Annotated in this window: 12 protein-coding genes; 7 read left to right on the top strand and 5 right to left on the bottom strand. The window is 34.5% G+C overall.

Features of this window, described 5'->3' with window-relative positions:
- The first annotated feature begins 25 nt into the window (after nucleotides 1-25).
- The gene (locus J2772_RS14085) at nucleotides 26-715 is read left to right on the top strand and encodes a Bax inhibitor-1 family protein (RefSeq protein ID WP_209917710.1); all 690 of its coding nucleotides are present in this window, start codon (nucleotides 26-28) and stop codon (nucleotides 713-715) included.
- A gap of 730 nt (nucleotides 716-1,445) precedes the next feature.
- Here J2772_RS14085 and J2772_RS14080 read toward each other — a convergent pair.
- The 5 genes from J2772_RS14080 to J2772_RS14060 all read right to left on the bottom strand — a co-directional run bounded on the left by J2772_RS14080 (nucleotide 1,446) and on the right by J2772_RS14060 (nucleotide 7,075).
- The gene (locus J2772_RS14080) at nucleotides 1,446-1,694 is read right to left on the bottom strand and encodes a DUF6952 family protein (protein ID WP_002980002.1); all 249 of its coding nucleotides are present in this window, start codon (nucleotides 1,692-1,694) and stop codon (nucleotides 1,446-1,448) included.
- Nucleotides 1,694-2,002: a thioredoxin family protein gene (locus tag J2772_RS14075; protein ID WP_034698499.1), complete on the bottom strand. Its 309-nt coding sequence runs from the start codon at nucleotides 2,000-2,002 to the stop codon at nucleotides 1,694-1,696. Before J2772_RS14075 ends, J2772_RS14080 begins: the two co-directional genes overlap by 1 nt.
- 129 nt (nucleotides 2,003-2,131) lie before the next feature.
- Nucleotides 2,132-2,764, bottom strand: coding sequence for a peroxiredoxin (locus J2772_RS14070; protein ID WP_066692332.1), 633 nt, complete (start codon nucleotides 2,762-2,764; stop codon nucleotides 2,132-2,134).
- 147 nt (nucleotides 2,765-2,911) lie between these two features.
- Nucleotides 2,912-5,851, bottom strand: coding sequence for a M16 family metallopeptidase (locus tag J2772_RS14065; RefSeq protein ID WP_209917708.1), 2,940 nt, complete (start codon nucleotides 5,849-5,851; stop codon nucleotides 2,912-2,914).
- A 30-nt stretch (nucleotides 5,852-5,881) separates the two neighbouring features.
- Nucleotides 5,882-7,075, bottom strand: coding sequence for a pyridoxal phosphate-dependent aminotransferase (locus J2772_RS14060; RefSeq protein WP_209917705.1), 1,194 nt, complete (start codon nucleotides 7,073-7,075; stop codon nucleotides 5,882-5,884).
- 251 nt (nucleotides 7,076-7,326) lie between these two features.
- On the opposite strand from J2772_RS14060, the gene J2772_RS14055 reads away from it, so the two are divergent.
- From J2772_RS14055 to rsmG, 6 genes are all read left to right on the top strand, one after another.
- Nucleotides 7,327-9,225 (top strand): type VI secretion system Vgr family protein, encoded by a 1,899-nt coding sequence (locus tag J2772_RS14055; RefSeq protein ID WP_209917703.1) that lies wholly within the window; start codon nucleotides 7,327-7,329, stop codon nucleotides 9,223-9,225.
- Nucleotides 9,226-9,227: 2 nt separating this feature from the next.
- On the top strand, nucleotides 9,228-10,793 hold the full coding sequence (locus tag J2772_RS14050) for a hypothetical protein (RefSeq protein WP_209917701.1): 1,566 nt from the start codon (nucleotides 9,228-9,230) through the stop codon (nucleotides 10,791-10,793).
- A gap of 2 nt (nucleotides 10,794-10,795) precedes the next feature.
- Nucleotides 10,796-11,563, top strand: a complete 768-nt coding sequence (locus J2772_RS14045) for a leucine-rich repeat domain-containing protein (RefSeq protein WP_209917700.1) — start codon at nucleotides 10,796-10,798, stop codon at nucleotides 11,561-11,563.
- A gap of 152 nt (nucleotides 11,564-11,715) precedes the next feature.
- Entirely contained in the window at nucleotides 11,716-12,192 is a 477-nt protein-coding gene (locus J2772_RS14040) for a hypothetical protein (RefSeq protein ID WP_209917698.1), read from the top strand.
- Nucleotides 12,189-12,950, top strand: a complete 762-nt coding sequence (locus tag J2772_RS14035; protein ID WP_209917696.1) for a leucine-rich repeat domain-containing protein — start codon at nucleotides 12,189-12,191, stop codon at nucleotides 12,948-12,950. The genes J2772_RS14040 and J2772_RS14035 overlap by 4 nt, the downstream gene beginning before the upstream one ends.
- Nucleotides 12,951-13,167: 217 nt before the next feature.
- Nucleotides 13,168-13,803, top strand: coding sequence for a 16S rRNA (guanine(527)-N(7))-methyltransferase RsmG (gene rsmG / locus J2772_RS14030; protein ID WP_089733955.1), 636 nt, complete (start codon nucleotides 13,168-13,170; stop codon nucleotides 13,801-13,803).
- Nucleotides 13,804-13,835: the final 32 nt, after the last annotated feature.

Below are 13,835 nucleotides of genomic sequence, written 5' to 3'. Positions count from 1 at the left end.
TCGATTAATCAAAAAAATATTAACTATGATGACAGATGTTTTAGTCGCTCATTCTACAGACGTAGAGAAAGCGAATTTTTACAAGAAGACATATTTGCATGTTGCATTATCGATTCTTGCGTTTATTGGAGTTGAGACCATTTTGTTGAAAACAGTACCTGTAGAAATTATTGCAATGATGTTTCAGGGAAGGTTTACCTGGCTATTAATTATCGGGGTTTTCTGGCTGGCTTCTATTTTGGCTTCTAAATGGTCACTTTCACAAAGCCAATCTACTCAGTACCTTGGTTTAGGGTTTTATATTGTGCTGGAGGCGGTTATCTTTTTGCCATTGCTTTATATCGCTACTAATGTTGCTGGTGGTGGTAATATCATTTTCCAGGCAGCTACTTTAACGGTTGCAATGTTTGCCGGTATTTCTGCAGTGGCTTTTACTTCCAAGAGGGATTTTTCTTTTTTAAGAAATATCATCATTATCGGAGGATTTATCTCTATCGGATTAATCATTGGCGGAATGGCTTTTGGGTTTAATCTTGGATTATGGTTCTCGGTAGGAATGGTGATTCTTGCTTCTGCAACTATCTTATATCAGACAAGCAAACTAAAAGATTCTTATGCTACCAATCAGTATGTTGGTGCTGCATTACAGCTTTTTGCTTCTATTATGCTTTTATTCTGGTATATTCTGAATATTCTGATGAGCAGAAGAAGTTAATTTGAATATCTATTTAGCTTTAAATAATAGTCCTGGTGATTCTTTCATCAGGATTTTTTTATTTCTGAGATGTGGATTGCTTTTATTTCTCTTGCGGATTTTGTGGATAAAGCAGATTTAAAAAGTATCCTTAATTTTTGTTTTGATTGCGTTAAACGTACAATTCTATTATCCTTGTCAAGGTTTCAAACCTTGTCAAGGATAGGTTAAAACTCAATATCAAAGCCTTCGTACTATTAGTGCAAAAGAACATTGGTAAAATTAGCGTTTAAAAGGATCTGTATATATCAATTTATTGTAGAATGTCATTGACTACGTCGAATCTTCGATTTCTGAAAGTAACGAAGTGGAATGAAGAATCTAAGCTATGTTTGAGATTCCTCCTTCGTCGGAATGATAATAAGATTGTAAGAGTGCTTCAACCACAAATAGCACTAATGCTTTCACAAATGTCACTATTAGTGCAGCTGATATTTGTGCAAAAACATTAGTGAAATTCGTGTTTAATTAAGCTGTGAACCCAAAAAATCCTGATGACATTTTCATCTGGATTTTATTGGATATTCTTTAATTATTCAATGCTGAATATCGCTTCAGTAGGACTTAATAAGCCTATGAAGTTCAGTTTCAGTTAAATCAGAGTAAGATTAAAGAATAGGGAAGTATAGTGTTGAGGAAAACCTCAGATCTTTTCTTTTTTGTGTTTTTATAGAATATTAAATGATAAAAACTACTTATCAATAGATCCTAAAACCTTTTGTGCAAAAGAGTTTAGAGCATCTTTTTCACTCATTCCATTCTGTACGTTAGCGTGAACTTCCAAAGCTCCGCAAATGTTGGTAATAAGCTCTCCTGCAACATTTAAATCCTCTTCGCTTGTTCCTCTGAATTCGCAAAAGCTTTCTAATACTTCTAATGTTTTTTCTAGGTTCTCAGGAGTCTGATTCTGATAGAATTGTCTGATTACTGGTAATTTCATTATGCTAATTCGTTAAAAAGGTTAATTAAACTTTCAGCCTGGTTAGATTGAACCTGGTTTACCAATTCACCATTTTTAAAGATTGCGAATGTAGGTAAGTTGTCTACTTTTGCTAATTTTCTGCTTTCAGGAAGTTTTTCAGCATCTACATATAAAAACGGAATAGAGTCATTCTCAGATGCTAATTTTTTGAATTTTGGCTTCATGATTCTGCAGTTTCCGCACCATGTTGCGCCATACTGAACAACTACTTTTTCGTTGTCGTTTACTATATTTTGTAATGTATCTTCGGTTAATTCTGTGTACATAGGTTAAATTTTAAGAAGTAAAATTTAACAATGTAACAATTTAATAGGGTATCAATGTATCAATAAAAAATATCTACTGCTACAACGATGCATTGTTACATTGTTAAATTACTAGATTGTTAAATTGAATTAGTTCTTAGCTAAATATTCTGCTGTAGAAGTTCTGTCTGCTTTCATAGCATCTTTACCTTCTTCCCAGTTTGCAGGACATACTTCACCATGTTTTTGAACGTGAGTGTAAGCGTCAATTAATCTTAAGAATTCTTTTACGTTTCTACCTAGAGGCATATCGTTTACCGCTTCGTGGAAGATTTTTCCAGTTTCGTCGATAAGGTAAGTAGCTCTGTAAGTTACGTTAGAACCTGTGAAGATTTCTTCTCCTTCTTCATTGTATTCGAAATCCTGATCTACAATTCCTAAAGTGTTGGCCAATTGTCTGTGAGTATCAGCTAAAAGTGGATACGTTACTCCTTCAATTCCTCCGTTATCTTTTGGTGTGTTTAACCAAGCGAAGTGTACTTCATTTGTATCACAAGATGCACCAATTACTTTAGTGTTTCTTTTTTCGAATTCACCTAAAGCCTCCTGGAAAGCGTGAAGCTCAGTAGGGCATACGAAAGTGAAATCTTTAGGGTACCAGAACAAAAGAACTTTTTGTTGGTTGTTAGTTGCTTCTTCAAGGATGTTGATTCTTAAATCGTCACCCATTTCAGACATTGCGTCGATTGTTAAATTCGGGAATTTTTTTCCTACTAAAGACATAATTTTCTGTTTTTATATTTAAATTTCTAATGCAAATATAGAGAAGTTTTATCTATCGAACAAATGATTTTCGATAAATAAAATCTATAATTGTTTTTGATGTGTTTTGAAATGAAAAAGCCCTGAAACCAGGGCTTTTTTGTTATTTTAATAACCAAATATTTCGGTTAGATTGAGTTTTTTAATCTCTCCTAATTTCTGCATATCGGTGTCATTTACTTTGTCTTGAGATGCCACAATACAATAGGTGTAGTTCTTGTTTTTCAATTCTTTATCATGGAAAGTGTTGATGTCTGTAAAAGACAGTTTTGGTGCCTGTTCATAGACATTCTTTCTGATATCTGAGTTATTTCCAAGTCTTTGGGCTTTCAGATAAGAGAAAATAATGCCATCCTGAGAAATTCTTTCAGAAGCGATCGTTTTTTTCAATCCGCTTTTGGCAGTTTCAAATAATTGCTCTGATTTTGGCAGGGTAGTCAAAAGTTCATTCATTGCAGAAGAAGCTTCATTGAACTTGTCGGCCTGAGTTCCCACATAAGCCATAATACTGTTTTTATCTTCTTTCTTACTTGGAAGAGCAAAATAAGAATAAGTAGAATACGCTAATGCTTTGGATTCTCTGATCGTCTGGAAAACAATAGATCCCATTCCGCCTCCGAAGTAGTTATTAAATAAACTTACGGTAGGAGTAATGGTAGAATTGTACTGTTCTGAGTTTCTTGCCCAGAAGATTTCCGCCTGTACCATATCATAATGCGCAAATAAAACTTTATTCTTATCTGTTGGGATTTGTGTAAAGGTTTTCGTCTTTGGAAGTTCTTTAAGCGCTGCAGGGAGTTTATGGATAGGTTTTAAAGAAGCTACAGTTTCAGCTCCGGTTTTTGGTCCATAATACAAGACTTTGTGCTTGAAGTTGAATAAATCATGAAGGATATTCACAAGATTATCAGCTTTTAAAGCATCAAGTTCAGCGTCACTCAAAACATTATTGAACGGATTCTGTGCTCCGTATTGAGCATAGCTTCTCAATCCAGCCATGATGGTTGCTTTGTTTTGCTTAGCATTAGCTCTGGCTTTCTTAAGTCTTGTTTTGTAAGCGTCTAATGCGGCTTGGTCTGGTTTACAGTTTTTAATCAGATCTTCAAATAAAGCAATTGTTTTATCGAAGTTTTCGTTTAAACCTTCCAGTGAGACATAAGTTTCCTCGTTTCCTGCATTTACTTTGAAGCTTGATGCTAATTTGTAGAACTCTCGGCTGATGGTTTCTGATGACTTGTCATTGGTTCCTAAGTACTGAAGATATTCTGCTGCCAACGGAAGCATTTTATTGTTCCATTTTCCGGAATCAAAGTGATAATACATTCTGAATAGAGCATTGTCTGTATTTTTTACAGAAAGTACATCTACATCGCCCAGTTTATTTTTAGCAATATCTTTGTCATAATTTAGCCATACGGGAGCGATTGCTTTTTCAGGCATCTCGTCAATCTTTTTAAGGAAAGAGGATTGATCTTCTCTGTTTACAGAAACAGGAGTGATGGTAGGTTTATCAACCTTTACAATGCTCTTGTCTTCCCCCTTCTTCTTGTACACCGCTACATAATTGTTATTCTGAAGATATTTGGAAACGAAATCCATGATATCTTTCTTAGTAAGCTTAGAGATTTCTTCAATATACTCCAGATTTGCCTTATGGTCTACTTCAGAAGTGAATTCATCCATTAAGATGCTTGCTCTTGAAGCGTATTTTTCATCCTTTTGAATAGTGTTCTTCTTTTCATTGTTGACGATAGACTGAATAAGGTCATCAGAGAATTCCCCTTTTCTTAATTTATCGATTTCCTGAAGAAGAAGGTTTTTCACTTCATCCAAAGACTGTCCTTCAGTAGGTTTCCCTTGAAGAAGTAATACGGAATAGTCTTTTAAAGCATAAGGAAAGGCATAAGCAGCCAGTAATTTTTGTTTTTTTACAAGATCAAGGTCAATTAACCCAGCCTGTCCATTGGTAAGCATGCTTCCTACGAAATTTAACAGCCTGGCATCTTTTGTTGAAGCGCCGGGAAATCTGAAACCAAGCATTACGCTTTCAGAATCAGGACCTATCACTTCTTTGATTACCGGAGACGTAATGGCTTTTTCCTGTCCGACTTTATATTCAGGAACCTGTTTAGATTTCATGTAAGAGAAAGCCTTGTCTATCTTGGCAATAACTTCATCCGGATTGAAATCTCCTGACATAATAATTCCCATGTTGTTGGGAACATAATAATTGTTGTAGTATTCTCTGATGGCGTGCAGAGACGGGTTCTTTAGGTGTTCAATGGTTCCGATGGTAGTTTGCTTTCCATAATTGTTATTAGGAAAAAGATTGGCAAACATCATGTCGTAAACTTTGTCCCCATCATCATCAAGCGATCTGTTTTTCTCCTCGTATACGGCTTCAAGCTCTGTGTGAAACAATCTAAGAATAGGTTCTCTGAATCTTTCTGATTGTAACGCCAGAAATTTATCAACAACATTAGAAGGGATATCTTCCGTGTACACTGTTTGTTCAAAAGAAGTGAAGGCATTGGTGCCATCACCACCCATACCGGCCATCATTTTGTCATACTCATTGGCAATGGCATATTTTGCAGCCTCTCCGGAAACTTTGTCAATTTCTTTGTAGATCTCTTTTCTCTTGGCTTCATCCTTTGTCTGATTGTATTTCTCATAAAGAGCATCAATCTGGTCTAAAAGAGGTTTTTCTTTGGCCCAGTCTTTAGATCCGAACTCGTTGGTTCCTTTAAAAAGCATATGCTCCAGATAATGGGCAAGTCCTGTGTGATCTGCAGGATCGGTTTTACTTCCTGCTTTGGTAGCAATATACGTCTGGATTCTAGGCTCCTTGTTGGTTGGACTTAGAATAACCGTTAATCCGTTTTTTAAAGTATAATATCTTGCGGCAGTAGGATCATTGGTAACAAACTTATATTTGTATCCATTGGAAGTAGCTTCTTTCCACTGGTAATCCTGTCCAAAAGCATGGCCTGCAAAACTTGCCGCTGCAATACTGGTGACGATGGTTAATTTTTTAAACAGATTCATTGTTGTGGTTGTGTTTTATTTTTTTAATTCTTAATTGAATTGCTCTAACAAATCTTTGATTCGTTTCATGGCTTCTCTTAGTTCCTCTTCAGAAGCTGCATAAGAGAATCTGATACATTCCGGACTTCCGAAAGAGAATCCACCCACACATCCTACATGAGCATTTTCCAATAAGAACATGGCAAAATCATCAGAATTTTTAATTTCTGTTCCATTCAAAGTTTTTCCGATATAATGCGAAATATCCGGGAAGAAGTAGAAGGCAGCCTTTGGAAGCAATACCTTGAATCCTGGAATTTGCTGGATAAGTTCATACACAAGGTCTCTTCTCTTTTTGAAAGCATCAATCATGTATCTGTATTCTGCTGGATCTGTTTTTAAAGCGACAATAGAAGCTCTTTGAGCCACAGTATTAGCACCGCTGGTCATTTGTCCCTGTACTTTTTCACAAGCTTTGGCTAACCATTCCGGGCATGCAGAATATCCTATTCTCCATCCGGTCATGGCGAAAGCTTTTGACATTCCGTTGATTACTGCCGTCTGTTCATACACTTCAGGAAACTGAGCAATGGAAGTGGTTTTTGTTTCATAATTGATGAATTCGTAGATTTCATCTGAAATAATCGTCACATGAGGGTATTTTGCAACCACTTTAGCAATGGATTTCAATTCATCATAGGTATAATATCCTCCTGATGGGTTACATGGTGAACTGAAAAGGATTGCTTTTGTTTTATCCGTAATGGCTTCTTCAAGCTGCTCAGCAGTTACTTTGAAATCTGTAACATAAGAAGTGGAAAGCATAACAGAAGCTCCGCCCATCATTTTAACCATTTCATCATAGCTTACCCAATAAGGAGCCGGAAGTAAAACTTCATCACCATCATTGATAATTGCTGCCAAAACATTTAAAATAGCCTGTTTTGCGCCATTTGAAACACATATCTGTGTTGGTTTATACTCAAGATTGTTATCTCTTTTTAATTTATAAGCAATAGCTTCACGCAGTTCCAGAAATCCCGGAACAGGAGAGTAGTGGCTGTAGTTCTGGTTGATGGCATCGAATGCTGCCTGTTTGATATTATCCGGAACATCAAAATCCGGTTCACCAAGGGTTAAACTGATTACATCAATTCCATTCGCCTTCATTTCCCTTGCTTTATTAGACATTACAAAAGTCTGTGAGTATCCTAGTCTTTTTACTCTATCTGAAAGTTTGTCCATTGTATTTTTTTGAATTTTAACAAATATATAATAAAAAGGTCTTGCAGGGGTAATAAAAATAGGGCATGTTTAAAGATTTTTATCAGGTTAAAATCTAAATTTAGGCAGATGAAGTGATCGTTTTTAAACAAAAAAAGTTTTCCAGCGAATCGTAATTCTACTACACTTTTTGAAATAGTATCAAAAATACTTTACTCTGGCATTGTTTTTTATCTACATTTGGTGATATAATTAAAAACACACATCAACGAATGAAAAAAAATATCTCAAATTCAGAGAAGATTTCTGAGAACCATATTTCGGGGGTCAATCGGGTAATTAAACTTGATATAATAGCTGGCGGAAAACTCATTCATCATTTTAAACATTTCCGTTTACAGCAGAGCGCTAAAACACATCATAGTTTTGAGCTTATCCTTGCTCATGATTCTTTGAATGAAATCCAAAACTACAATCTTGAACAGGCACAACAGTTTATGGGAAAACGATTGACTGTCACATTCAAATACAAAGATCCAGAGCATGAAAATCCAGAGAGAACATTCGTAGGAATTATTACAAATGTATCATTCAGCAAAGAAAAAATGAGTTTAGGAAACATTGTACTCAAAGGTTACAGTCCAACCATACTGATGGATTCTGCCCCTCATACTCAAAGTTTTGGTGGAAATCAATCTGTAAATACTTCGATTATTGCAGACAGGGTGATTAAGGAAGCATTGGGTACGAATGATTTTGACTTTAGAGTAGAGACTCAAAATAACAGCTATATCAACTACAGTGCCCAGTATTGTGAGACTCATTATAATTATCTCGTCCGAATGGCCGAAGCCTACGGAGAACAGTTTTATTATGATGGTGAAATGTTACATTTTGGAAAGCTTCCACCTAATGAAAAGTCCATTAAGCTTATTGATGGCAGTAACGTAAGTGATGTTACCATAGAACTAAATGCAGTACATACAAAACCTGAATACTTTGGGTATAACAGCAGCAGCCATACAAAAATGTTGGGTGTTGATAATCGTATTAAACACTTAGGTGAGTTATCAGCCAAAGCTTATGAACTGAATGATACTATCTTTAAAACCCGTTCACTAACTCCTACTCCCATTAATGCCAATATGTTTCGTGATGTAGATGATTCTCAAAAAAGTGCAAGAGGAAGTAAGGCAGTGGATGTTTTTACAGTTTCGGGAGAAACAACAGTTCCGTTTCTGTATATTGGTTGTGTAGCTGATTTAGCAATGAGGAAGCCAGACAGCAATCAAACCTCCCATTTTACTACTTTAATGATTACTGAAGTAAGTCATGAGGTTGATGCCAGAGGATATTATACAGGAAGCTTCGAAGCGATTGCTGAAGGAACAGGTTTTATGCCGAAACCTGATTTTGTACAGCCTAAAGCCGAGCCACAAGTGGCAACTGTTATCTCGAATGTTGACCCTTTAAACCAAGGGAGAATACAAGTACAATTCGATTGGCAATTAAACGATACAACAAGCTTTATCAGAATGATGAGCCCGGACGCAGGAGGAACAGATACTATCAGTCAGAACAGAGGATTTGTAGCTATTCCTGAAATTGGCGACCAGGTTATGGTAGGTTTTGAATATCATAATCCAGATTTCCCTTTTGCCATGGGCGGAATGTTTCATGGCAATGTTGCATTGGGAGGTGGAGTCAACAATTATCTGAAATCTATTCAAACCAGAAGTGGAATCCGTATTTTGATGAATGATGCAGAAGGCAGTATTACGATTATAGATCCGAGCGGTAATACTTACTTTATGGATGGACAGGGAAATATTACTGTGACTGCACCAAAGAATATGACTTTCAATGCTGGGGAAAACATAACCATTAATGCCGGACAGAACCTAATTTCTAACGCCGGACAGAATATCTCTGAGACAGCCGGGGCGAACCATACAAGTAGTGCAATTGGAATGATGCTGCAAAATGCCAGAGGTGATTATTCTTTGATGGCAGCAAATATTATGGAAATAGCCCAGGGAGAAAGAAAATCCAAGGCAAAGGATGTTACAGACCAATCCAGGAAAAAACAGGTTGTATCTGATGGAAAGAATGAGGTTCATACAAAAGGTAACTTTGAAAATAACAGTGGAGAAAAATCTAAAATGCACTAAATATGGCAGGTGGAAAAATTACAAGAATAGTAGGTGGTACTCATAGCATAGAATGTGAGACTTGGACAGTTTACACAGATGAGTTTTCAGTGTACGCCGGACAAGGAAGCCACTTCACTGCAGATGGGGGAACCAATTTTGGAGAGCCAAAGGAAGCACCATCCTCATATACATATTTTGAAAAAGGTTGGTGGACAGATGAAGCGGGTAAGGAAATAAAGGAAGCTCAATTGGGGGACAAGGTTCAGTTTCATCTGAAAATGAAGAATATTAAGTCTCCCGAAGGAAAAAAAGTAAACCTTGAATTACGGGAATGGGATGAATTTGATTTTCTGCTTTACATTCTAAGCTTTGCCAATAAGGAATTGATTGGACATAAGAATGCGAAGGAATATGAAACGATTAATATGGTAAGCACTGATCCAGAAAATAAAGAAGTGCTAACGGATTGGAAACTAAATAAAAGTTCTGAAATTGTAATATCTTTACTTTTGAGCGAAGACTCATTGATAAAAATGATGGCCAATGATGAAGGCAGGGATCTGGAACTTTATTTCAGGTGTAAATATATTGATGAAAATAACTTTATTGAAGTAGCGGAGCTGCCCTGGGAAAACTGGAATTACCTGAAAGTTAAACCTAAGCCGATAGTAGAACCTATTATTTTCGTTCATGCTTCGGATAAGCATCTGCTGCCGGCAATCTATTCAAATGATGATGGAAGTCCTTGGTATGTTGTAGCTATGAAGAATGGTTTATATACAAATAAAATCAATACTTTATCAAAACCTTATAGTATTGATTCTAAGAAGGAAATAACTACTTTTGAAAAAAGAGCTTATAAAATTGCTGTTAGAAATTTAGAAAAAGGGGAATTGATTTTTAATACAGGAAGAAAAGGAACTACTTCTCGCTTTTATGACTTAGATATTTCTGAAATCGATAAAGAATTTAAGGACAAGATAAAAGTAGGAGTAAACAGAGGAACTGGTATCCCAGGTGAAACATCTTGTGGAATAAATCAATTGGAAGCTCAAACTCAACGTGGTATGGCTGGTGTGATAAAAACTGTTGGAGAGATTGCAGGTCTTTTTGGGGTTTTATCTGATATGGCTGCTTTATTAAGAGGAGTTGCAGATCATCAGATTCCGATGCCGTCCATTGTTCCCCCTTTTGTAATGATGGAAGTAAATAGAATGATGGCAGAAAATAATGAATTTATTATTGAACATTGGAATATAGAACTTCAAAAAGCAATTAGGCAAGGAAAAATAACCATCAAGCGTTTTCTAGAAACAAATAATATTAATAAAGAAAAAAGATTAGGTTTTAAAGTAATTGATATGACCGAAGAAGGAATCGAAAAAATTTTGAATAAAGAAATTGACGCAATTAAAGACCCTACAAATAATAATTCTCCTAAAATGCTAGAATCATTATCTGATATTGGAGAAGGAAGTCAAGACTCAGGATTGTTAATTCAATCAATGGAAAGTTTAGATAAATATAATAGAGAGACTACTTTTCATTATATTCATGCCATCTTTGTAAATGATCTAAAAATTTAACAATGAAATTTCTACAATATATAACCTTTATTTTCCCTTTACTTGTTTCATGTCAGCAGTATAATAAACAACCGTATGATAAATATGAAAAAACATTAAGGGCATTTCCTACTTCAACAACTGAAATTATTTTTGATAGCTTGTGGACAAAGAGAGATTCGCTTACATATTTAAGACTTGAAAACGTTCGTAACATATATTTTTCAGATACTGATTCTATTCCAATTTGGATTTCAAATTTCAAACATTTAAAAAGTATAGAATCTTTTTCTGAAAAAATAAAGATAAATAATATTCCTAAAGACATTGGAAAAAATGTTAACTTAACTCATATTGAGCTACCGCATAATAATATCATTAAAATACCGCAATCTTTATATAACCTAAAAAAATTGGAGAGGCTAAATTTAAGTGATAACGATATAGAAAAGATTGACACTCAAATAGAGAATTTAAAAGAAATAAAAATTATTTTACTTTCTGATAATCAGGACTTACTTAATATTCCTGATGAAATCTGTAACCTTTCGAATTTAGTTAGCTTACCCATTAATAATACTGGTATATCAAATTTACCTAAATGTTTGAAAAACATGAAAAATCTTGAAAGTATTGACATATCTAGTACGAGTATATCTTATTTACCGATAGAAATTCTAAATGCTCCAAAATTAGATGAAATCAATGCAAAAGGTTTAAAACTCAACAACTACAAAGAAGTGAAAGCTATCTGTAAAAAAAGAAATATTACATTCTATTATGATGAATAAGCCTGGAAGAAATGAGGCATCAGTATGAATAGAGCATTGAAGAAAATGACAAGTACAAAGAATATTACATTGATAATGAATAAAGTATTCACGCAATAGAGCATGAATCCGGAAAAGGTCTTGCCGGGAAAATAAAAGTTGTAGGCGAAGTTATGGGGATCTTTGGTGTATTATCTGATATGGCTGCTTTATTAAGAGGAGCTGCTGACCACAAGATTCCACCACCATCAATCATTCCACCATTTGTGATGGATACTGTAAATCGAATGAAGGCTGAAAATGATGAATTTATTATTGAACAATGGAATAAAGAACTACAAAAAGAGGTCTTAAATGGTAAAAGAAGTTTAACAGAATTTTTAAACCGAACTAATGGAATAAATAAAGAATATAATCTAGGCTTTGACCTTATTGACATATCAGAAAAGCTACTTAATAGTATTCTACAAAATGAAGTAATAGAATATGATAAAAGTTCAGTAAACTTTAAGGTATATTTAACCAATAAAAGTCAAGGAGCAAAAGAAGCGTCAATCCTTGTACAAAGTATAGAAGATAATGACAAGTATAACCGTTTAACAATTAACCACTATATTCACGCTCTTTATATAAAAGACTTAAAAGTATGAAAAGCCTGATAATTATATTATTGCTTCCATTATTTTATTCATGCCAGAAATATAACTCTGCACCATTAGATTTCTATGAAAAAAAATTACGTGAGTCTTCTATTGAAGACACCAAAGGTGTTGTTATAGATGATCTATGGAAAGAAAGAGACTCATTGAGCTATTTAAGATTAAAAAATGTCAAATTCATCTATTTAAAATCAGTAAAATATCTTCCCAGATGGATTACAAAATTCGATAGCCTTTCAATAATTAGTAATACTGTTGATAAGAGCCATATCAAATCTTTTGAGGACTTATCTTCATTAAAAGCACTTAAAACACTAAACTTATCCCAAAGCGATATTGATATAATTCCAGAAAGCTTATATAAAGTTACTTCCTTAGAATATTTGAAATTAGATGAGAACAATATTAAACTTATTTCAAATAAAATTTCAAATCTAAAATCATTAAAATCACTATCCTTAAGTAGTAACCCAATAACAGTATTGCCAAGCTCCATTTGTCAATTAAAAAATCTAAATTCTTTAATTGTAGAAAATAGTAGTGTTGAGGATTTATCAAAATGCCTAGGCACTTTACAATATTTAGATTGGATTAACGTTTCAGGAACACAGCTTAAAGAATTTCCAATTGAAATTTTAAACGCTCCAAAGCTAAAAACAATTCATGCAAGAGGTTTAAAGCTCAAAAATTATAAAGAAGTGAAAGCTATCTGCGAGAAAAGGAATATCACTTTTTATTGCGATGAGTAAATACTGTTCAAAAATCATAGGGAACTGTTAGTAAAAAGGAGCTGTAACATCAATGGATACTTAAGAAATAATCCTCCAGAAGTCTGATTGTGAGGTATAGGCTATTAAAAAGCAGTTCCAATATTTTGCTTCAACAGCTCCGTGCCTTTGTAATTTGTGTTTCTAAAGTTTGAATAAAGCCAATAAAAACTTATTTTTGCAGATTATAATAATTCACATGTCTACATCGTTACTATTAAAATATTTTCCGGATCTTACCGAAACACAGCTAGAACAGTTTGCAAAGCTGGAAACCCTGTACAATGAATGGAATGAAAAGATCAACGTAATTTCCAGAAAAGATATGGAATCGTTGTATGAAAAGCATGTTCTTCACTCGTTAGGAATTGCTAAAGTGATGGAATTTGCTCCAGGAACGAAAGTATTGGATATTGGAACCGGAGGAGGTTTTCCAGGAATTCCATTGGCAATCCTTTTTCCTGATACAGAATTTACCCTGATTGACTCCATAGGGAAGAAAATTAGCGTGGTGAATGCTGTAGCAGAAGGAGTGGGACTGAAAAATGTAACAGCCATCCACGGAAGAGCGGAAAAACTAAAAGAAAAATTCCACTTTGTAGTGAGCAGAGCGGTAACCCAGATGCCTGAATTCTTAAGATGGCTGAAAGGAAAATTTGAAAAAGAACAGTTTAACCCTAAACATAACGGGATTTTATATTTAAAAGGTGGAGATCTTGCTGAAGAACTTGCCGGACTTAAATGTGAAATTTTCAATCTGAAACACTATTTTGATGGAGAATTCTTTGATACTAAAAAAGTAGTTTACGTATCAAAAGGAAATTTTAATTCCTGATTTTATTTGAATAAGGAATATTTTTGCTAAAT

It is taken from the genome of Chryseobacterium jejuense, assembly GCF_017877355.1.
In the GTDB taxonomy this organism is placed as follows: domain Bacteria; phylum Bacteroidota; class Bacteroidia; order Flavobacteriales; family Weeksellaceae; genus Chryseobacterium; species Chryseobacterium jejuense_A.
This window is presented reverse-complemented; position numbering and strand designations above follow the sequence as displayed.